The sequence below is a fragment of the Ruegeria sp. AF1 genome (assembly GCF_056542125.1).
Window position 1 is genome coordinate 50581 of the sequence record NZ_JBQFZG010000009.1, and the last position, 19764, is coordinate 70344.

A 19764-nucleotide genomic window follows, 5' to 3' on the forward strand; every position below is an offset into this window, starting at 1 on the left:
ATAATCCATGACTGCAATGATCTCCGACACGATTTACCAAAGCCTTAGCCAGCGGATCATCACCGGAGAGCTGGCGGCCGGTGAAAAGCTGCGGCAGGACCATATTGCCCGAACCTTCGATACCAGCCATGTTCCGGTGCGCGAAGCCTTGTTGCGGCTTGAGGCGCATGGGTTGGCCCGGCATGAACCGCGCAAGGGAATGCGTGTTACAGCGTTAGACCCGGCAGAGGTTCGGGAGGTGATCGAAATGCGTGTGGCCTTAGAAACGCTGGCGTTGCAGCAATCGATACAAAACATGTCTCCGGTCGCGTTGGAAAAGATCGAGAACGCACGCATCGCCTGTGACGAGGCGCAGTCGATGCCGCAATGGGAGGCCCTCAACAGAACGTTCCATCGCGCCATCCTGACACCTTGCGGGCTGCCTCGGCTTTTGCACGCAATTGACGATCTGCATATCGCAAGCGCACGCCATCTGTTCGCGCAATGGCGGTTGAAATGGGTGCAGCGGGCTGACACGGATCATGCGGCCATTGCGCGAGCGTTGAAGCGCAAGGAAATGGCCACAGCAACGGCGATCCTGACCCGCCATATCCGGCGCGCAAGCTGATGACCCTGAGCCTCAGACGCAATTGGGCTCGTCTACGTCGCATTGCGCCATGGGTCGGGCTTGCGTATAGGCCAAATCAACGTGAACAGATTCTGTAGGGAGACACCCCATGTCCAACGCGCAACTGGAAGCCGCCATCGAAACCGCCTGGGAGGCACGCGAGACCATCACGCCCGCCACCACAGGCGAGCAGCGCGAGGCGATCGAGGATACGCTGAATGCGCTGGACAGTGGCTCGTTGCGCGTGGCGGAAAAGCTGGAATCCGGTGACTGGCACGTAAACCAATGGGCCAAAAAGGCGGTTCTGCTGGGCTTCCGTATCAAGGACATGGAAATCCAGCCGGGCGGTCCGCAGGACGGCGGCTGGTGGGACAAGGTGGACAGCAAGTTCGCCGGTTGGGGTGAAAACCAGTGGCGGTCTGCCGGGTTCCGCGCGGTTCCAAACTGCGTTGTCCGCAAATCCGCTTACATCGCACCGGGCGTGGTGCTTATGCCGTCTTTCGTGAACCTTGGGGCCTATGTTGACGAAGGCACGATGGTTGATACCTGGGCCACCGTCGGATCCTGCGCACAGATCGGCAAGAATGTGCACCTGTCGGGCGGCGTTGGTATTGGCGGAGTGCTTGAGCCGATGCAGGCTGGCCCGACCATCATTGAAGACAATTGCTTTATCGGCGCGCGCTCGGAAGTGGTGGAGGGATGTATCGTCCGCGAAGGCTCGGTTCTGGGGATGGGCGTGTTCATTGGTAAGTCCACCAAGATCGTGGATCGCGAAACCGGAGAAGTCATGTATGGCGAGGTTCCGCCCTATTCGGTTGTGGTCGCGGGTTCCATGCCGTCGAAGAACAACGTCAGCCTCTATTGCGCTGTGATCGTGAAGCGGGTTGACGAAAAGACCCGCTCGAAAACGGGCATCAACGAATTGCTGCGGGACTGATCGTTCTGATTAACGCGCAAGGCCGGGGCATAACTGCTCCGGCCTATTTGTTTTTTGGGTCAAGCCGACTGAACCAGATACGAAGTTCTTGGCCGCGATCAGCTTTGAAGTGCTGCTTAGCGGTTCTCACCCTGCATGGCTTCGACTTCAGTGCTTCCTGTGTTTACTTCCGCACTTTCGGTTTCGCTGCCGCCTTCGGATTCACCGTTGCCTTCGGTTTCACCATCGCCGCCGGATTCAACTCTACAGCTTTTCGGGCCGGAGGCCTTCAATCAATGAGGGAGGCCGAGACTCGCGTTCACTGAGTCTCTCACCCAGCTTATCCCTTGATCGGATACCGGTCCGGTTCCTCGAAAACATCGATAACCCGTGTGCCTGCCTTGATTTTGCCGCCATGTTCCACGCCTGACGGGATCGAATAACTGTCGCCAGAGCGGTAGGTCCGGGTCTGCCCGTCGATGGTCAATTCAACCTCACCCTCGACCACTGTGCCCCATTGGGCTTTGTGAGAATGTAAGGGCAATTCGAAATCCTGAAGAAACGTAAAGAACGCCACCACCCCTGCATCCGACCGGATCACGGCCGTTTGCACCACGTCGTCGGGGAACGGTACGTCGAGGCTGGGAAATCTCGTTATGAAATCTGGGTAGGGCATGAAGGCGTCCTTTGGTATCCGGGATCGGTTTATTCTGGGTACTATGGGCGCAAGGCGGGGCTCCTGCAATTGTTGGCTGCTTGACCGCGAACCGGCGCGGGGCTATGGCCCGGTGCATGGAGAAGCAAAAGAAACCCTCACGTCAGCAAGTCTATACCCTTCTGGTCCAGATTGGCCGCAAGGAGGGCGACGGCCTGCCTGATGGGGCGACCGGCGCGGCACTGATGTGTTATGCCAGCGGCGTGGACGAGGCCGAGGCCGTGCGTGAGACGGTTGCGATCCTGAAGCAGGCAGACACCGCACCGCTGGATGTTACCGGATATGGCACATTGGCCGAGCGTGAAGCGCAAGGCCACGATATCGAGCCGGACGAACGTGCGCTGATGCAAAGAGCATTGGATGAAAACGCAGTGATCGTCGCGCAGATGACACCGTTTTTCGAAGACGAAGCACAAGCCTAGTTTCGCGACCCGAACCACTTGCGATAGATTTCGTCATAGGTTCCGTCTTCGCGCAGGCCGAGCAATGCCTGGTTAACATCCTCGACCAGCGGTGATCCGGTCGGAAATGCGATGCCGTAATTCTCGCGCAGGAAGACGCCACCTGTCATCGATGCAATCCGCCGCCCTTCATGAGCTGCGAAGTAGGACAGGATCGGCGCGTCGAACACGACGGCATTCAGTTCTTCGGCTTTGAAGGCGTCCAGCATCTCGTTTAGTCCGGGGTAGCCGGTGAATTCGATCTCGCGCCGGTTCAGAAAGCTCGCCGCTGTAGACCCCGAGATTGTCCCGACATTCTTGCCGTAAAGGTCGTTCACCGAATTCACGCTGCCGGTAATCGCGTCCACCGTCATGACCGAGGTGATGCGGGCGGTAAACACCGACACGATGAACAAGGATGACACCACCAGGGTAACCCCCAGCATACGACCGAACGGTGTTCGCGGCATTCGTTCTTCGAACCCGCCATTCACAACCAAATTCAGTGCCCACCAGAACGATGGGAACCACGCCTCGTTAAGGTTGCGGTCGAAATAGGGTTGGGCACGGCGTTCAAAGCTCCACATCAGCATGCCGCCACCGAGGAGAATGGCAAAGGCAAGCCCGATAGCGATGAAAAGTTCTTTCGATAGCAGAGCCTGCAAAATCGAAGGTTTTCGTACCGCGTCCGAGGGCACCATGATCTGAAGACCCGCTTCAAAGATCGGCTGAGAAAAGTCCATTTGCGTTTCGCGCAGGGCGGTGATCGAGATATTGGCGATGGCAAGGTCTGCAGATCCGCTCTGCACGGCACCCAACATGTCAGAAAACGCGTCGACGCGGTTGACCGTGTAGTCCCAGTTCAGAGCCTCGGCCAGGGCCGCCAGCAAATCCATAGAGAAACCGGTTTCGTCGCCATCCTCGACATAGGAAAATGGCGGGCGGGTCACGGTTGTGACCGAAAGGGACTGTGCCAGGCTTTGCTGTGCGATGACGGCGAAAGTCAGGCAGATCAGTGCGAAGAAGGCGCGCTTCATATTCAATTCACCTGTTTCGCGGCCCTGTAACGCGAATTTGTGGCGGGCGGCAAGGTGGTCGCAGGGTAAAGTTCCATGTTTTATTGGGGTGCCGCTTTGACATCTACATATTCGGATGACCGTTTTTTTACGGATTGGGGTTGGAAAACCGGCCAAATCGTTGAATCTGTGCGCGAACCCGCGTCAGACACAGTTTCAGAGGTCCCTGCATGACTGATCCCGTCCAATTGACAGCCGAACTGATCCGTTGCCCTTCGGTCACACCTTCAGAGGGCGGAGCACTTGTTTTGCTTGAGACAGTGCTGTCGGAGGCAGGTTTCGAATGCACGCGCGTCGATCGCGGCGGCATCAGTAACCTGTTCGCGCGTTGGGGGCAGAAAGGTCATGCGCGTAGTTTCGGATTTAACGGTCACACAGACGTCGTCCCTGTCGGCGACGAGGCTGCCTGGACTGCGCCGCCCTTCGGGGCCGAAGTGCGGGATGGTGTGATGTATGGGCGCGGTACTACCGATATGAAATCCGGTGTTGCGGCTTTTGCGGCTGCCGCAATGGATTTCGTGCGTGACACCCCGCCGGATGGGGCAATTGTTCTGGCGATTACTGGTGATGAGGAAGGCGATGCGTTGGACGGCACCACTGCGCTTCTCGATTACATGGAAGGCGCGGGTGAGCGTATGTCGGTCTGTCTGGTGGGTGAGCCAACATGCCCGAACAAAATGGGTGAGATGATCAAGATCGGTCGCCGGGGCTCAATGACTGCGTGGTTTAAGATTACAGGTGTGCAGGGACATTCGGCTTATCCCCATCGGGCCAAAAACCCTCTGCCCGCCATGGCGCGGCTGATGGATCGGCTTGCCAGCCATGAACTGGATCAGGGCACGGACCATTTCGACGCCTCAACACTGGCTGTTGTCACCATCGACACCGGAAACGCCGCAACCAACGTGATCCCGTCGCAATGCAGCGGCGCGGTCAATATCCGCTTTAACGATCTGCATTCCGGGGCCAGCCTGAGTGACTGGTTGCAATCAGAGGCGGATCAGGTGGCAGCCCAATACGGTGTCGACATCGGTGTCACGATCAGCATATCGGGTGAAAGTTTTCTGACCCCACCAGGGCTTTTGTCGGATCTGGTGGCCAAAGCGGTCGAAGCCGAAACCGGCGTTACGCCTGAACTGTCGACAACCGGCGGCACCTCGGATGCGCGCTTTGTCAAAGACCATTGTCCGGTGGTGGAGTTCGGCTTGGTCGGGCGCACGATGCATCAGGTGGACGAGTGCGTTGAGGTTGCGCAGATCGAGCAACTCAAATCGATCTATACCCGTATCCTGACGGATTATTTCGCCTGATCCATGCAGCGCACATTGGTGATCATGGTCAAGGAACCTCGACCGGGCCGTGTCAAGACGCGGCTGGGGCGTGATATCGGCATGGTTGGTGCCGCGTGGTGGTTTCGGCACCAGACCCGCGCTTTGATCCGAAAGCTGCGTGACCCTCGCTGGCAGATCGTGCTGGCCGTGTCGCCCGATGCAGAAGGTCTTGCAAGCCGTATCTGGCCCGTTGATCTGCCGCGCGCGCCGCAGGGGTCCGGCGATCTGGGGGACCGGATGAGACGGATGTTGCGCGGAATGCCCAAGGGGCCGGTTTGCCTGATCGGAGCGGATATTCCGGGTATTTCGCGTGCACATATTGCCCGCGCTTTTGGTGCGCTAAGGCGAACCCAGATGGTGTTCGGCCCCGCGCCGGATGGCGGCTTTTGGCTGGTCGGTGCGCAGCGCTATGGCGCGCTGCCCGCAGGTCTGTTCCACGATGTGCGCTGGTCCACAGAACATGCTTTGGCCGACACACTTGCCTCAATCCCAAACTGCCGTGTGACCCTGCTGGACCAGCTGCGCGATGTGGATACGGTCGCTGATCTGAAACCCTGAGGTTTTTTGGTCATGACGCGGTCGCAAACGCGTGCTACGCCGGAAGCATGACTCGCATCCCTACCAAGCAGGAGGTCCTTGACTGGATCTCGGCGAACCCCACCCTGACCTCGAAGCGCGATATCGCCAAAGCCTTTGGCATCAAGGGCGCGGATCGTATTGACCTCAAGCGCATCCTCAAAGAGCTTGAGGCCGAAGGGCATCTTGAAAAACGCAAACGCAGCTATCGCGATCCGGACCGTCTTCCACCTGTCAGTGTCTTGCAGGTGAAAGAGCCGAATGCCGATGGTGATCTGTTCGCCCGACCACTGGAATGGCATGGCGAAGGGGTCGAGCCCATCGTTCTGATAATCGCGCGGGCCAGCGACCCGGCCTTGGGCGAGGGTGACCGTATTCTGGCCCGCCTGACCGTCGTGCACGAGGAAGATCACAATTACGAAGCGCGTCTGATCCGCCGGATCGGAACCAACCCGCGCAAGATCGTGGGCATATTCCGTAAAGGGGCCGAAGGGGGAAGAATCGTCCCTATCGACAAGGCGGGCCAGACCGAATGGCTGGTTGCCGATGGCGCGGTGCATGGTGCCAAAGACGGCGAATTGGTCGAGGCCGAACAGGCCGGGCCGAAAAACCGCATGGGCCTGCCGCGCGCGCGCATCGTTGAACGGCTGGGTGATCCGACCGCGCCCAAGGCTGTTTCGCTGATCGCGATCCATCAGCACGGTATCCCGGATGACTTTCCCGACAAGGTCATAGCCGAAGCAGACAATGCCAAACCCGTTGGCCTGAAGGGCCGCGAGGACCTGCGGGACATGCCGCTGCTGACCATCGACCCCTCGGATGCGCGTGATCGTGATGATGCCTGCTACGCGCACGCGGATGAAGACCCCAAGAACCCTGGTGGACATGTGATCTGGGTCGCTATCGCCGATGTTGCTGCTTATGTGCTGCCCGGCTCGGCCCTGGACCGCGAGGCGCGCAAGCGGGGCAATTCAAGTTATTTCCCTGACCGAGTGGTCCCGATGCTGCCTGATCGGCTGTCGGGTGATCTGTGTTCCCTGCATGAAGGCGTCCCGCGTGCCTGTATCGCTGTGCGGATGCAGATTGACGCGGACGGTAACAAGATTGGTCATCGTTTCGTGCGGGGGTTGATGCGTTCGGTCGCGTCGCTGAACTATGCCGAAGTGCAGGAGGCCATCGACGGCAACCCGAACGACCGCACCGGGCCATTGGTGGAGACGGTCTTGAAATCGCTTTATGCCGCCTATACCGCGCTGAAGAAAGCGCGGGCTGTGCGACAGCCGCTGGAACTGGACCTGCCCGAGCGTAAGATCGTGCTCAGCGAAACGGGTCATGTTGAAAGCGTGGCGTTCCGTGACCGGTTGGATGCGCATCGGTTGATCGAAGAGTTCATGATCCTCGCCAATGTCTCGGCTGCGGAGACACTGATCGCCAAGCGCCGTCCGCTGCTGTTCCGCGTGCACGAGGAACCCGCGCCCGAGAAACTGGAAAGCCTGCGGGAAACGGCGCAGGCTGCCGGATTGAACCTCGCCAAGGGGCAGGTGCTGCAAACCCGCCACCTGAATGCGCTGCTGAACGCCGCCGCCGGGACCGAGGATGCGGAACTGATCAACCTGACCACCCTGCGGTCAATGGCACAGGCATATTACAACCCTGAGAACTTCGGCCATTTCGGGCTGGCGCTGCGGAACTACGCGCATTTCACCTCTCCTATCCGGCGCTATGCCGATCTGGTCGTGCATCGGGCGCTGATCTCAGCTCACGGTTGGGGCACGGACGGTTTGACCGAAGACGAGATTACCCGGCTCGAAGAAACGGCCACTCATATCTCGGATACTGAACGCCGATCCATGATGGCTGAACGGGACACGACTGACCGCTATCTGGCCGCGTATCTGAGCGAGCGGGTCGGCAATGAATTCACAGGGCGGATCAGCGGCATTGCCCGGTTTGGTGCTTTTGTCAAAATGGATGAAACCGGTGCGGATGGCTTGGTTCCGGTGCGATCACTTGGGCGCGAGTTTTTCCATTTCGACCGCGAGGCCGGGACACTTATGGGGGCGGACACGGGGCTGACTATCGCCATTGGTCAACGTGTCACCGTTCGACTGACCGAAGCGACACCAGTGACCGGGGGGTTGGAGCTGGAGCTGCTGTCCATTGACGACCAGGCCCTGCCGCGCGGACAGGGGCCAAAAGGGCGATCATCCCGGCGCAAAGCGATCAGCACCAAGCGCAAGAAAGACAAGATCAAGCGCAAGGTCGAACGCAAACGCCGTCAGAGGTGATAGGTCAACGCCCGGGCAATCAGCCATCCGTGGCGTGTTGGATCGATTTGTGTAGTGTCATCAAACAGAACGGCACGGTTCCCATCTATCTGATCCTCGCCCGGAAAGGCGGATGTGAAATCGCTTATCAACCGGGTTTGGCAGTGCACAAACAAGGCGAAACTTGCCGACTTGTGCGCGCCCAGCCGGATCGTTGACCCCTTGGGCGCAAGATAGGCGGGCTGACCCCACCGCAGCTCCTCTTGCACCGTGGGGGCGGCAGGCAGAGAGGCTGCCGTGTCAAACACAAGCGCCCGCAAGGCCAGAGCCCCCGCACGGGTTTGCGGGGGCAGGGCTTCAAAGGCCGAAGCGACCAAAGGGTTTTCAAAGGGTTTCATGCAATTGGTATCGCCTGTTCCAACCGATCCACGTAGCTGTTTAGCAGGTTATCCTGTTTGATCCGGCGGGTCAGGGGGGTGTCCGCAGGTGTGGCGCGCATTGCGGCAAGCATTGGACCAACGCTCATGTCCGCAGATGTCGGCCGGTCCCCAAGCAGGAAAGAGGATTGCCACAGATAGGCCGAGATCGCCTCGAGGTCACGTTCGATCCGGTCCAGCCGTTCGGACAGCGAAAACCGCCCGATTCCCTGCGACGTGATCCCCTTCAGAACGGATTTCCGGATCGCATTGGATGCGGGTTTTCGGATCAACGCCGGAATTCCGGTAAAGAACGTATCTCGCAAGATCGGCCAGACTTGGTCATTGCCCCAGCGATCCAGAACGATGTGAAAATACAGATGCTCTTCGGCCATGCGCACCAGGGCGCGGGACTGCGCCTTTTCGACATCCGTCAACCCTTTGTCGAAATCCGCGCCCTGCTGTTCCAACCAATCGCGGATCAGGTCGCTGTCCGGGACTAGGCGTTCCGGCGTCCGCAAAACGGGCAGCTTCTGGTGGGGCATCTTGCGGGGGTCAAGCATGTCCGAGCGCTGCCAGGTCTGGCCGGACTGCTGAAGCATCAATGCTGTCTTGACACAGAAGGGGCTGGCACTGAACAGGCCGAAGGCAGAGGGGAAGGTGAGAAGGGTCAGCATTATAAGGCTCCGTGTTATGGGGTGCTGACTGAGTATCGGGACCTAATGACAGTTTCTGTCATTAGGGATAAGCTATAATACATCATGTCCCGCACCGCCCGTTTGTTCCAACTGATGCAAGCCCTGCGTTCTGGCCCTTCGCCCAGAACATCCGAACAGTTGGCGCAGGATTTGGGTGTTTCGGCCCGAACAATTCATCGGGATATTGATGCATTGCGCGGACTGGGTGCCGTGATCGATGGCGAAGCGGGGTTTGGCTTTACGCTGATCGAGGACGCAACCCTGCCCCCATTGGGGTTCACTGATGATGAGCTTGAAGCGTTGGTTCTGGGCCTGCGCGAAGTTCAGGTGATTGGCGATCCGGCTTTGTCGGGCGCAGCGGGCACGGCCCTGCGGAAACTTCAGGGACGCTTGCCGCAACGCCAGTCCCACCGGCTCAGCCATGCGGTTCTGGCTGCTACGCGGTTCAACCGCCCGCCTGAACCCACGATTGACGTGGCCACTCTGCGGCAGGCGACGTGGGATGAGCGCGCGGTTGAGTTTTTCTATACGGACGCGAAAGGCGATGCTACGCACAGGCGCGTCAACCCGTTGAGCATCGTCTATCTGGATCACTCGAACGTGTTGTTGGGCTGGTGCCACCTGCGACAGGATTTTCGCGTTTTCCGGTTGGATCGCTTGCAGGACATGTCAGTGACGGAACAAAGTTTCAGGCCGAACCGCGTGCCCCTGCTGCGCGAAGCATTGGAACGCATTCGGGCAGAGCGTGCCGCGCAGGAGCGTGAGGCGAACGTCTGAGCTCTTTGTGAATTTCCGATTTTGCGCTACCCTGTGGCCGAGCAGTAATCAGGAAAAACGGAATGCGAAAATGCGTAGGCGGCGTCATGACCGTCGCATTGTGGGCATCCATAGTGCAGGCGGAAACAACAGAGAACACCAGATGGGCAGACAGCGGGATATCGCGCGATGCGTTGCAACTGGCTTCGGCGGATGTGACCGTTTCGATCCGTCCGGTCCCGCGCCCGTTGACTGAGGCCTTGCCCGTGGCTTCTGCGACAACGGCACGGTTTCAGACCTGGCTTGGCGCGTTTCAGGGCCGCGCGCGGCGGCAGGGCATTTCGCAGGGAACACTGGCTCAGGTGTTTTCGGGCATGAGCTATGACGCAGATGTCCTGGAACGGGATCGCAATCAGGCGGAGTTTTCGAAACCCATCTGGGAGTATCTTGAGACCGCAGTTTCGGAAACGCGCTTGTCGAATGGGCGCGCCGCCCTGCAGCGGCATCGGCAGGTGTTGAACCGGATCGAGGCTGAATACGGCGTTGAAAAAGAGGTGGTCACAGCCATCTGGGGACTTGAAACCTCTTTCGGGTCTTATCGCGGCAGCAGTCCAACGCTTCGTTCATTGGCGACGTTAGCCTTTGATGCGCGGCGGGCACAATTCTTTGAAACGCAGTTGGTCGCTGCCCTGCGGATTGTGCAGGCTGGTGATATCAGTGCCGGCAACATGCTTGGCAGTTGGGCGGGCGCAATGGGGCATACGCAATTCATGCCCACGTCATATCTGGATCACGCGGTAGACTTCGACGGTGATGGCAGGCGCGACATCTGGTCGGATGACCCTACGGATGCGCTGGCTTCGGCGGCGTCTTATCTGGCGCGGCATGGTTGGACGAAGGGTCAGCCGTGGGGCGTGGAGGTGCGTCTGCCCACGGATTTCGATTACGCCTCAGCCCGTCGTGATTTTACGCTGATGCCGTCCGAATGGGCTGCAAGGGGTGTCGTGGCGCGGGATGGCACCGTCGTGCCGGATCATGGGAAGGCCGCGATCCTGCTTCCGGCTGGAAGTCAGGGCGTCGCGCTGATGATTTTTGACAATTTCAACGTGATCGAGGCGTATAACGGGGCCGATGCCTATGTGATCGGCATCGGGTATCTGTCCGACCGGCTTGCGGGGGGCGCACCGTTTCAATCTGACTGGCCGCGCGGCGATCGGGTGCTGAGCTTTGCCGAGAAAAAGGAACTTCAGACACGTCTGACGGATGCGGGCTTTGACACAAAGGGTGTCGACGGGCGCACTGGGCCAAATACTATCAACGCGGTTCGAGCGTATCAACTGGCGCAAGGGTTGGTCCCGGACGGATACCCCACGCCAAACCTGCTGGAGCGGTTGCGATGACAAAAAAAGGCGGCCCATATGGACCGCCTTTTAAGATGCATAAATCGCTGAGTTAGGATGCGGCTTTCATCAGCCCCTGCGCAATGATCTCGGCCTGTGCTTCGTCCAGCGACTTGTAGATCCGCACGAACATCTCGTCGATATCCGCAGGCGTCAGGATCAGCGGGGGTGAGATGATCATCCGGTCGCCGACATGGCGCATGATCAGGTTATTGGCAAAGCACCGATCACGGCAGATATAGCCGACCGTGCCGGGTTCGGATGCGAATTTGGCGCGGTTTGCTTTGTCCGGGGTCAGCGCGATAGACGCCATCATGCCAACGATCTTAGCCTCACCCACCAGCGGATGATCTGCCAGTGCTTCCCATTTCTCTTTCAGATAGGGGGCGGCAACGTCGCGCACATGCTCAACGATCTTCTCTTCTTCGAGGATGCGCAGGTTCTCCAATGCCACGGCAGCCGCGACCGGGTGGCCGGAATAGGTATAGCCATGGTTGAATTCGGTACCGCCGATTACTTCGGCGATTTCGTCGTTCACGATGGACCCGCCGATGGGCGCATAGCCCGAGCTAAGGCCCTTGGCGATGGTCATGATATGCGGTTTGATGCCAACGGTTTCAGAGCCGAACCAGTTGCCTGTCCGGCCAAATCCGCAGATGACCTCGTCAGCTATCAGCAAGATATCGTACTTGTCGCAGATACGCTGAATTTCCGGCCAGTATGTATCGGGCGCGACAATCACACCGCCTGCACCCTGAACCGGCTCGGCGATAAAGGCGGCTACCCGGTCTTCGCCCAACTCCTCAATCGCCTCTTCCAGCTCGCGCGCGCGGGCCAGACCGAATTCTTCGGGCGACATGTCGCCGCCTTCGGCCCACCAGTTGGGTTGGTTGATGTGGTGGATGTTCGGGATCGGAATGCCACCCTGTGCGTGCATCCCGGCCATACCACCCAGCGAGGCCGAGCCCACGGATGAGCCGTGATAGGCGTTCTTTCGGCTGATGATAATGTTCTTGTCAGGCTGGCCCTTCTGGGCCCAGTAGGTGCGCACGAGGCGGATATTGGTATCGTTTGCCTCGGACCCGCCTGCTGCGAAAAAGACATGGTTCAGGTCGCCCGGAGCCAGTTCGGCAATCTTGGCAGCCAAAGCAATCGCCGGGACGTGGGTCGTTTTGAAGAAGGTGTTGTAATAGGGCAGCTCGCGCATCTGGCGCGCGGCAACATCAGCCAGCTCATCACGCCCGTACCCGATATTGACGCACCACAGGCCCGCCATCGCGTCCAGAATTTCTTCGCCTTCGCTGTCAGTCAGATAAACGCCAGTGGCACGTGTGATCACGCGCGCTCCTTCCTTCCCCAGCGCACCATTGGCCGAGAAGGGGTGAATGTGATGCGCCGCATCCAGCGCCTGCAATTCGGCGGTCGGCATATGGTTGGTGATGGTAGACATCGGAGAATCTCCTTCAAGAACGCAGTTGGCGAACACAATATGATCAAATTTTTTCGTGTCAATCGAATCAGGCTGAATCAGACGGACGTCAATGCTTCCGCCATCAGGTCCATGCCTTGTTCGATGTCCTGGGCGGTTGCCTTTGCGGTCATTTCAGCGTCACCGACGCGCAATGCGGCAATAATGTCCTTGTGCCGATCCGGAAGGCTCTGTGTGCCGAAGCGCCCGCAGACAACACGCAATGAGGGGCCAAACCGCAACCAAAGTCTTTCAGCCAGGTCACTGAGGATCGGCGCGTTTGCGTAAGAATACAGCGTTTCGTGAAAAGCCTGGTTCAAACGCAGATAGCCACCGACATCTCCATCGGCGATCATGCGATCCAAATGCCTGTCCAGGCGTTCCAAGTGATCAATGTCCTGCGTTTTCAGGTTGGCGGTTGCACGTCTGGAAAGCTCTGATTCTATTGAAATTCTGGCGAAGATCATCTCTTCAATATCGTTGGAGTTCAGCAACGGTACACTGACGCGCCGATTGCCCTGGAAAACCAACCCTCCATCCGAGATCAACCGGCGAATCGCTTCGCGGACCGGAGTCATCCCAACACCCAGCGAATCAGTCAGACCCTGGATTGTGACGGGCTGACCTGGGACCAGTTCACCGAACAGAATCTGTGATCTGAGTGTTTGGTAAACCTGCTCATGCGCGGGTTGTTTGCCCCCTTCGGTCGACGGCGCATATGCCTTATTTTTGATCAAATCCAATTGGTTCTTCCTATTTCGACTAAGCCTGACTTGTCAGGTGACTGGCCACGTGAAACCATACGCTGGATCGAGGGAAAACGCAAAACTTGATCAAATCCAAAAAAACGGGAAAATACCCGTACACTTGCAGGGAGAAGAATATGACAATCAAAACGCTGACCATGACAGCGGTCATCGCATTGGGGACTTCGGCGGCATTTGCCGAAGAGGTGCGTGTTTACAACTGGTCCGACTACATCGACGAAGAACTGCTGAGCAAGTTCGAAGCAGAAACAGGTCTGACCCTGATCTATGACGTGTTCGACAGCAACGAGGTTCTGGAAACCAAGATGCTGGCCGGTGGCTCGGGCTATGATGTGGTTGTACCGTCAGGTACATTCCTTCAGCGCCAGATCCAGGCCGGCGCGTTTCAGCAGCTGGACCAAAGCAAGCTTTCGAACGCCGGAAACCTTTGGGATGTAATCGAAGAGCGAACTGCCGGTTATGACCCGGACAACGCGTATTCGATCAACTATATGTGGGGAACAACCGGGATCGGCGTGAATGTCGGTAAGGTCAAAGAGGTTCTGGGCGACGACATTGCCCTGAACAGCATGGACTTGGTCCTGAAACCCGAGAACATGGAAAAGCTGGCCACTTGCGGTGTGCATTTCCTGGATGCCCCGGCCGAGATCATTCCCATGGTACTGCAATACCTTGGAGAAAACCCTGACAGCCACGACGCGGACGTGATCGGAAAGACCGAAGCGGTTCTGACAGCGGTCCGCCCGCATATCCAGAAATTCCACAGCTCGGAATATATCAATGCGCTGGCAAATGGCGACATCTGCGTTGCTGTTGGCTGGTCGGGTGACATCCTTCAGGCACGCGACCGTGCCGCAGAGGCAGATAACGGGGTGGAGATCGAGTATCACCCCTTCGCCGAAGGGTCACTGATGTGGTTCGACCAGATGGCAATTCCTGTCGATGCTCCAAATCCCGAAGGCGCACACACGTTCCTTAACTTCATTCTGGACGCCAACAACATGGCGGCGGCATCGAACTATGTGTATTACGCCAACGGCAACAAAGCGTCTCAGGAATTTCTGGAAGAGGACGTGATCGGCGATCCGGCCATCTACCCGGATGATGCCACGATGCAGAACCTGTACATCACGACACCTTATCCGGCGAAAACGCAGCGGGTCGTGACGCGTCTGTGGACCAAGGTCAAATCGGGCACCTGATCCGAATTGCACCGGCAGGGCGGCGCCGCCGCCTTGCCTCTCTTTTCAGCTATTCGAACGAGGGCCGTAGTGAATTCTGACGTCTTTGCGCCATGGGATGACCCGCAGGCGAAACCCTTGATCCAGTTCCGAAACGTGACCAAGCGTTTTGGTGAATTTACTGCCATCGACAACCTGTCTCTGGATATCTTCGAGCGAGAGTTCTTTGCCCTGCTTGGTCCGTCTGGATGTGGCAAAACGACGATGATGCGGATGCTGGCCGGGTTCGAAACACCTACCGAAGGCCAAATCCTGCTTGGAGGGAAGGATATCGACCCAATCCCGCCCAATAAGCGTGCCGTAAACATGATGTTCCAGTCCTATGCCCTTTTTCCGCATCTTAGCGTCTGGGAAAACATCGCCTTTGGCCTGCGCCGGGACAGAATGCCCAAACATGATCTGGAAGACCGGGTCGAAGAAATGCTGCGCCTGACCCGGCTTGAACAGTTCGCCCGCCGTAAACCGCATCAGATTTCGGGTGGGCAGAGGCAGCGTGTGGCGCTGGCGCGCTCGCTTGCCAAGGCACCCAAGCTTTTGCTGCTGGATGAACCGCTGGGCGCACTGGACAAGAAATTGCGCCAGGATACCCAATTCGAACTGATGGATATTCAGGAAAAAACCGGCACCACATTCGTGATCGTTACGCACGATCAGGAAGAGGCCATGACAGTCGCCAGCCGTGTGGCGGTGATGGATCAGGGTCAGCTTATGCAGGTTGCCACTCCGGACCGGATTTACGAAAATCCTGCCTCGGTCTATGTCGCTGATTTCATCGGGGACGTGAACATCATAGAAGGGCGCGCGACATCTGTCGGAGAGGATACCTATCAGGTAGACTGGGCTGAAGGGCAAGCGCCGCTGACCGCAGCGTCAGCGAAGAACTTTGAAAACAGTCAGTTGTGCCATCTGGCGATCCGCCCGGAAAAAGTGACAATCTCGGCTGAGCGTCCGGCGGATGCAGTGAATGCGGTGCAAGGCAAGGTTCATGACATCGCGTATCTGGGCAATCTGTCCACTTATCACGTTGAACTTGCAAACGGCACAATCATCAAGGCGCAGACGGCCAATACCCGCCGCATCTCGCGCCGTTCATTCACCTGGGAAGACCCGGTCTGGCTGTCCTGGACGGCCACCGCTGCGGTTCTGCTGGTCGACTGATGCGCCGTGCTGTTCTGATCGCCATACCTTATGTCTGGCTGTTGGCGCTGTTCATGGTGCCATTCTTCATCGTTCTGAAGATTTCGCTGTCGGATACCGCGCTTGCGATCCCGCCCTATACACCGACACTGGATTTTTCAGCTGGTTGGTCGGGGATCAAAGAGTTCTTCAGCCAGCTTGATCTTGAAAACTTCATCTGGCTGACCGAGGACGACCTGTACTGGAAAGCGTATCTGTCCAGCGTCAAGATCGCTTTGATCTCAACCTTCCTGACTTTGCTGGTTGGTTACCCCATCGCCTATGGCATGGCCCGTGCGCCCGAGGAATGGCGCCCAACGCTGATGATGCTGGTGATCCTGCCTTTCTGGACGTCATTCCTGATCCGGGTTTATGCTTGGATGGGCATTCTGTCGAATGAAGGGTACCTTAATCAACTGCTTCTGTGGACGGGTATCATTTCGACGCCTTTGACGATCCTGAACACCTCGACTGCCGTCTATATCGGTATTGTTTACACCTATCTCCCGTTCATGATCCTACCGATTTATTCGTCATTGGAACGTATGGATGGTTCGCTGATCGAGGCGGCCGAGGATTTGGGCTGCTCGAGGGCACAAGCCTTCTGGCTGGTCACCGTTCCACTGTCCAGACCGGGCATCATCGCAGGTTGTTTTCTGGTGATGATCCCCGTGATCGGCGAGTTTGTGATCCCGTCACTACTGGGAGGGTCCGGTACGCTGATGATCGGCAAGGTGTTGTGGGAAGAGTTTTTCTCGAACCGAGACTGGCCCGTGGCAAGTGCTGTCGCGATCGTGCTGTTGCTTATTCTGGTCGTTCCCATCGTGCTGTTCCAGCGCAACCAGCAGAAACAGGCGGAGGCTGACGGATGAACAGATTAAGCTGGTTCAATACGGTTTCGCTGACGCTGGGTTTTGCGTTCCTGTATATTCCGATGATCATCCTGATCATCTTCAGCTTTAACGAAAGCAAGCTGGTCACGGTTTGGGCCGGGTTTTCGACCAAATGGTATGGCGAACTGGTTCAGAACGAGGCATTTCTGGATGCCGCATGGGTCACGGTCCGGGTTGCGGTGTTTTCTTCGACATTGGCAACCATTCTGGGGACTGCGGCCGCTTATGTGCTTGTCAGGGGCAAGCGGTTCTTTGGTCGGACACTGTTTTCCGGCATGATCTACGCACCGCTTGTGATGCCCGAGGTGATCACCGGCCTGTCGCTGCTGTTGCTCTTTATCGGGATCGGGCTGGACCGGGGTATCCTGACCATCGTTCTGGCTCACACAACATTTTCGATGTGTTTTGTGTCGGTTGTCGTCTCGTCACGGCTTGTGACATTCGACAAATCGCTGGAAGAAGCCGCTCTGGATCTGGGTTGTTCACCCGCGCAGGCCTTTGGTCTGGTCACCTTACCGATTATCGCGCCCGCGGTAATCTCGGGCTGGCTGCTGGCTTTCACATTGTCGCTGGATGATCTGGTTATAGCGTCGTTCACATCGGGCCCGTCGGCGACGACCCTGCCGATCAAGATCTTTTCGGCCGTGCGGCTGGGCGTCAGCCCCGAGATAAACGCGCTGTCGACGATCATGATTGCGGTCGTGACGGTTGGGGTGATAACGGCCTCACTTGTGACCAAGCGCGCCATGATGCGTCAACGGCAGGACGAGCAGGCCGCTGCGCGCACCGAATGAAACGGATATTTCCCGAATACACCTATGGTGCGGGTCCTCGTGATGGTTGCTGGTGGGACGAGACCATTGCAAACCCGAACTGGCCAGAGTTTCAGGGCGATCTGAACGTTGATGTCGCCATCGTCGGTGGCGGCTTTACAGGGGTCTCAGCGGCTTTGCATCTGGCTGAAAACGCGACCTCGGTTGCTGTGCTCGAGGCAGGCCCACCGGGGTGGGGCGCATCAGGTCGCAATGGCGGTTTCTGCTGTCTTGGCGGATCGAAGCTAGGGCAAAAGTCCATGGTGCGCCGCTATGGCCGCGAAGCGGCGCAGGCCTATGAGACGGCTGAACAGGACGCGGTCCAGCTGGTTGCCGATCTGCTGGCGCGGCATCGGATAGATGCGGATACGCATTCCAATGGTGAGACCCAACTGGCCCATTCGCGACATGCGATGGATGTCCTGCGCCGACACGCGGACGAGACCGGCATTCTGCACCAAGCTGCTGATTTGCCAGCGCTTGGTATGTGTGGTGCATTCTTCGGAGGGTATACTCTGCCGGTCGGCTTTGGGCTCAATCCCCGGAAATACCTGTTCGGGTTGGCAAGCGCTGCGGCGGCTTCGGGTGTGAATTTCTTTCAGAACAGCCCCGTTCTGAACATTGAAAAAACAACGTCCGGCTTCAGACTGCAAACAAGCGCAGGGCAGGTTAACGCTCAGGTCGTGCTGATTTGTACCAACGGGTATTCTAGCGAAGACATCCCCGATTGGATGTCCGGACGCTACTTGCCCGCGCAATCGACCGTGATGGTAACGCGCCCGCTTAGCCAGGCTGAACTATCGGCGCAGGGCTGGAACTCGGACCAGATATGTTACGACACGCGTAATCTTCTGCACTATTTTCGCCTGATGCCGGATGGGCGCTTTTTGTTCGGAATGAGAGGCGGCTTGTTATCGTCGCCCCGGTCCGAGGCCGCGATCCGGGCAAAGGTTCAACAGGATTTCAAACGCGTGTTCCCGGCCTGGGCGGCGGTTGAGGCGACTCATATCTGGTCAGGTATGGTGTGCCTCTCGCGAAGCCTGATGCCTTTTGTTGGTGCCGTGCCCATGCAGCCAGGCATGTTTGCCGGATTTGCGTATCATGGCAACGGCGTCGCTATGGGCACATACAGCGGACGCGCATTGGCACGGCTGGCTTTGGGCAAGGATGCCCGTTTGCCTGCCCCGATGAGGCAAACTCCTGAACGGTTTCCGTTGGGCCGCTGGCGTCGCGCATTGATGCCACCGGCATACGCCTTGTTTGCGCTTTCGGACCTCAGGTGAATTCGTTCGGTTTCAGGGTTTCGATTTCCAGTTTCAAGCCTTCGGAATAGTCGGGTGCACCGTTTTCCGCGCGCCACAGGCAATAAGCGGCCATGCGCCAAGCATACCATGGCTTGAGCCGTTGATAACGGGAAACAATCTCAGGTCTGCGATAGGCGGACAGAAACTGAACTTCTTCCGCGTCCGACAAAGGTGAGCCCCGGTAAAGCCTTTGCATCGCCGGGGACAGAAACATCGCAAGGTCTTCGCACGGGTCGCCAAAGGCAGGGCATTGCCAGTCGATCAAGGTCAGGCCGCGGGATGCAACCAGAATATTCCCAGCGACCGGGTCGCCATGGATCAGGCAAGTCTTGGTCGTGGAAGGGACAGATATCGAGGGTTGCAATACTGCCAGTTCGTTTCTGGTTTCTGACCTGCACCCTTGCAGAATTCTGTACCCATGGGCCATCAGATCCGCGCTGCCGTTGCACCCGGCAGGCGCTGGAATGGTGTTGGGCAGCGAATGCAGCCTGCGCAGCAGTTCACCAACCTTGTCCGAGCCATTCCGCCAGGGTGTTCCGGGTGCGTGGTCGTAAAACACCCAATGCGCGTCCTTGTGCTGTCCTGCGGCGCGCAGCCTTGGCACAAAACCGGTCGGACCAAGCGCCTTAAGGCAGAGGGTTTCCAGCTTTGCATCATTTCGAAACAAGGGGTTGCGCAGGGTCGGGCTGTAAAGCTTCAGCACTTTGTCGCCGTCGTCCCCCAGCACTTTCCAAACCCTGTTGGTCCGACCGCCATACAGGATTTCGAACTGCGCATACATGTTGACCAGCCCAAGAGAGCTGAGGTGTTCAACCAGATCATGAGGGGGGGCAGGCAGGTTGGGCAGAGGTCTTTTCACTTCTTCTGGCGAGTCAAGTTGCCAACCTTTGGCCCGTCCAGCCCAA

The 19764-nt window shown here is 58.0% G+C and carries 20 protein-coding genes; 13 read left to right on the top strand and 7 right to left on the bottom strand.

Translation table 11 applies throughout. The features are described 5' to 3' along the window. The first annotated feature begins 7 nt into the window (after window positions 1-7). On the top strand, window positions 8-607 hold the full coding sequence (locus ACR0BK_RS13260; protein ID WP_480517915.1) for a GntR family transcriptional regulator: 600 nt from the start codon (window positions 8-10) through the stop codon (window positions 605-607). A gap of 109 nt (window positions 608-716) precedes the next feature. Further along, complete coding sequence (dapD, locus tag ACR0BK_RS13265; RefSeq protein WP_480474194.1) at window positions 717-1544, top strand: 2,3,4,5-tetrahydropyridine-2,6-dicarboxylate N-succinyltransferase; 828 nt, start codon at window positions 717-719, stop codon at window positions 1542-1544. A gap of 319 nt (window positions 1545-1863) precedes the next feature. Here the strand turns inward: dapD and ACR0BK_RS13270 are convergent, their stop codons facing one another. After that, on the bottom strand, window positions 1864-2199 hold the full coding sequence (locus tag ACR0BK_RS13270; RefSeq protein ID WP_480554993.1) for a cupin domain-containing protein: 336 nt from the start codon (window positions 2197-2199) through the stop codon (window positions 1864-1866). Window positions 2200-2315: 116 nt separating this feature from the next. Here ACR0BK_RS13270 and ACR0BK_RS13275 point away from each other — a divergent pair, with 116 nt between their 5' ends. Then, window positions 2316-2660, top strand: a complete 345-nt coding sequence (locus ACR0BK_RS13275) for a hypothetical protein (protein ID WP_480474192.1) — start codon at window positions 2316-2318, stop codon at window positions 2658-2660. On the opposite strand, the gene ACR0BK_RS13280 is transcribed toward ACR0BK_RS13275, so the two are convergent. Further along, window positions 2657-3715: a transporter substrate-binding domain-containing protein gene (locus tag ACR0BK_RS13280; RefSeq protein WP_480554995.1), complete on the bottom strand. Its 1059-nt coding sequence runs from the start codon at window positions 3713-3715 to the stop codon at window positions 2657-2659. The genes ACR0BK_RS13275 and ACR0BK_RS13280 overlap by 4 nt on opposite strands. Window positions 3716-3924: 209 nt before the next feature. Here ACR0BK_RS13280 and dapE point away from each other — a divergent pair, with 209 nt between their 5' ends. Genes dapE through rnr form a run of 3 tightly spaced genes read left to right on the top strand, consistent with a single transcriptional unit; the run spans window position 3925 to window position 7949 of the window. Then, a complete protein-coding gene (gene dapE, locus ACR0BK_RS13285; RefSeq protein ID WP_480554996.1) occupies window positions 3925-5064 on the top strand; it encodes a succinyl-diaminopimelate desuccinylase in 1140 nt (379 codons plus the stop codon). 3 nt (window positions 5065-5067) lie between these two features. Further along, the gene (locus ACR0BK_RS13290) at window positions 5068-5643 is read left to right on the top strand and encodes a TIGR04282 family arsenosugar biosynthesis glycosyltransferase (RefSeq protein WP_480554997.1); all 576 of its coding nucleotides are present in this window, start codon (window positions 5068-5070) and stop codon (window positions 5641-5643) included. A gap of 47 nt (window positions 5644-5690) precedes the next feature. Beyond that, on the top strand, window positions 5691-7949 hold the full coding sequence (rnr, locus tag ACR0BK_RS13295) for a ribonuclease R (RefSeq protein WP_480554998.1): 2259 nt from the start codon (window positions 5691-5693) through the stop codon (window positions 7947-7949). Here the strand turns inward: rnr and ACR0BK_RS13300 are convergent. Continuing rightward, a complete protein-coding gene (locus ACR0BK_RS13300) occupies window positions 7940-8326 on the bottom strand; it encodes a DUF1801 domain-containing protein (protein ID WP_480555000.1) in 387 nt (128 codons plus the stop codon). The two genes, rnr and ACR0BK_RS13300, sit on opposite strands and share 10 nt — an antisense overlap. Next, window positions 8323-9021, bottom strand: a complete 699-nt coding sequence (locus tag ACR0BK_RS13305; RefSeq protein ID WP_480555001.1) for a glutathione S-transferase family protein — start codon at window positions 9019-9021, stop codon at window positions 8323-8325. The genes ACR0BK_RS13300 and ACR0BK_RS13305 overlap by 4 nt, the downstream gene beginning before the upstream one ends. Window positions 9022-9105: 84 nt before the next feature. Between ACR0BK_RS13305 and ACR0BK_RS13310 the strand changes: the two genes are divergently transcribed. Both ACR0BK_RS13310 and ACR0BK_RS13315 read left to right on the top strand, forming a co-directional pair. Next, window positions 9106-9819, top strand: a complete 714-nt coding sequence (locus tag ACR0BK_RS13310) for a helix-turn-helix transcriptional regulator (RefSeq protein ID WP_480484146.1) — start codon at window positions 9106-9108, stop codon at window positions 9817-9819. Between the two features lie 62 nt (window positions 9820-9881). Further along, entirely contained in the window at window positions 9882-11198 is a 1317-nt protein-coding gene (locus ACR0BK_RS13315) for a lytic murein transglycosylase (RefSeq protein WP_480555002.1), read from the top strand. 52 nt (window positions 11199-11250) lie between these two features. Here the strand turns inward: ACR0BK_RS13315 and ACR0BK_RS13320 are convergent, their stop codons facing one another. Next, a complete protein-coding gene (locus ACR0BK_RS13320; protein WP_480517901.1) occupies window positions 11251-12648 on the bottom strand; it encodes an aspartate aminotransferase family protein in 1398 nt (465 codons plus the stop codon). 77 nt (window positions 12649-12725) lie between these two features. After that, entirely contained in the window at window positions 12726-13409 is a 684-nt protein-coding gene (locus ACR0BK_RS13325) for a GntR family transcriptional regulator (RefSeq protein ID WP_480474182.1), read from the bottom strand. A 140-nt stretch (window positions 13410-13549) separates the two neighbouring features. On the opposite strand from ACR0BK_RS13325, the gene ACR0BK_RS13330 reads away from it, so the two are divergent. From ACR0BK_RS13330 to ACR0BK_RS13350, 5 genes are all read left to right on the top strand, one after another. Beyond that, window positions 13550-14635, top strand: a complete 1086-nt coding sequence (locus ACR0BK_RS13330; protein WP_480474181.1) for a polyamine ABC transporter substrate-binding protein — start codon at window positions 13550-13552, stop codon at window positions 14633-14635. A 69-nt stretch (window positions 14636-14704) separates the two neighbouring features. Then, window positions 14705-15832, top strand: coding sequence for an ABC transporter ATP-binding protein (locus ACR0BK_RS13335; protein ID WP_480474180.1), 1128 nt, complete (start codon window positions 14705-14707; stop codon window positions 15830-15832). Further along, window positions 15832-16722, top strand: a complete 891-nt coding sequence (locus tag ACR0BK_RS13340; RefSeq protein ID WP_480517899.1) for an ABC transporter permease subunit — start codon at window positions 15832-15834, stop codon at window positions 16720-16722. The genes ACR0BK_RS13335 and ACR0BK_RS13340 overlap by 1 nt, the downstream gene beginning before the upstream one ends. Further along, entirely contained in the window at window positions 16719-17537 is an 819-nt protein-coding gene (locus tag ACR0BK_RS13345) for an ABC transporter permease (RefSeq protein WP_480474178.1), read from the top strand. Before ACR0BK_RS13340 ends, ACR0BK_RS13345 begins: the two co-directional genes overlap by 4 nt. Beyond that, window positions 17534-18838, top strand: coding sequence for an NAD(P)/FAD-dependent oxidoreductase (locus tag ACR0BK_RS13350; RefSeq protein ID WP_480555003.1), 1305 nt, complete (start codon window positions 17534-17536; stop codon window positions 18836-18838). Before ACR0BK_RS13345 ends, ACR0BK_RS13350 begins: the two co-directional genes overlap by 4 nt. On the opposite strand, the gene ACR0BK_RS13355 is transcribed toward ACR0BK_RS13350, so the two are convergent. Next, on the bottom strand, window positions 18831-19718 hold the full coding sequence (locus ACR0BK_RS13355; protein ID WP_480474176.1) for a phosphotransferase: 888 nt from the start codon (window positions 19716-19718) through the stop codon (window positions 18831-18833). The two genes, ACR0BK_RS13350 and ACR0BK_RS13355, sit on opposite strands and share 8 nt — an antisense overlap. Window positions 19719-19764 lie beyond the last annotated feature (46 nt).

Bases quoted from the DNA above. Each gene is read 5' to 3' on its own strand.
- dapD (WP_480474194.1), top strand. From the start codon at position 717: ATGTCCAACGCGCAACTGGAAGCCGCCATCGAAACCGCCTGGGAGGCA.
- ACR0BK_RS13300 (WP_480555000.1), bottom strand. From the start codon at position 8,326: ATGAAACCCTTTGAAAACCCTTTGGTCGCTTCGGCCTTTGAAGCCCTG.
- ACR0BK_RS13310 (WP_480484146.1), top strand. From the start codon at position 9,106: ATGTCCCGCACCGCCCGTTTGTTCCAACTGATGCAAGCCCTGCGTTCT.
- dapE (WP_480554996.1), top strand. From the start codon at position 3,925: ATGACTGATCCCGTCCAATTGACAGCCGAACTGATCCGTTGCCCTTCG.
- ACR0BK_RS13315 (WP_480555002.1), top strand. From the start codon at position 9,882: ATGCGAAAATGCGTAGGCGGCGTCATGACCGTCGCATTGTGGGCATCC.
- rnr (WP_480554998.1), top strand. From the start codon at position 5,691: ATGACTCGCATCCCTACCAAGCAGGAGGTCCTTGACTGGATCTCGGCG.
- ACR0BK_RS13330 (WP_480474181.1), top strand. From the start codon at position 13,550: ATGACAATCAAAACGCTGACCATGACAGCGGTCATCGCATTGGGGACT.
- ACR0BK_RS13290 (WP_480554997.1), top strand. From the start codon at position 5,068: ATGCAGCGCACATTGGTGATCATGGTCAAGGAACCTCGACCGGGCCGT.
- ACR0BK_RS13270 (WP_480554993.1), bottom strand. From the start codon at position 2,199: ATGCCCTACCCAGATTTCATAACGAGATTTCCCAGCCTCGACGTACCG.
- ACR0BK_RS13280 (WP_480554995.1), bottom strand. From the start codon at position 3,715: ATGAAGCGCGCCTTCTTCGCACTGATCTGCCTGACTTTCGCCGTCATC.
- ACR0BK_RS13320 (WP_480517901.1), bottom strand. From the start codon at position 12,648: ATGTCTACCATCACCAACCATATGCCGACCGCCGAATTGCAGGCGCTG.
- ACR0BK_RS13275 (WP_480474192.1), top strand. From the start codon at position 2,316: ATGGAGAAGCAAAAGAAACCCTCACGTCAGCAAGTCTATACCCTTCTG.
- ACR0BK_RS13340 (WP_480517899.1), top strand. From the start codon at position 15,832: ATGCGCCGTGCTGTTCTGATCGCCATACCTTATGTCTGGCTGTTGGCG.
- ACR0BK_RS13305 (WP_480555001.1), bottom strand. From the start codon at position 9,021: ATGCTGACCCTTCTCACCTTCCCCTCTGCCTTCGGCCTGTTCAGTGCC.
- ACR0BK_RS13260 (WP_480517915.1), top strand. From the start codon at position 8: ATGACTGCAATGATCTCCGACACGATTTACCAAAGCCTTAGCCAGCGG.
- ACR0BK_RS13350 (WP_480555003.1), top strand. From the start codon at position 17,534: ATGAAACGGATATTTCCCGAATACACCTATGGTGCGGGTCCTCGTGAT.
- ACR0BK_RS13345 (WP_480474178.1), top strand. From the start codon at position 16,719: ATGAACAGATTAAGCTGGTTCAATACGGTTTCGCTGACGCTGGGTTTT.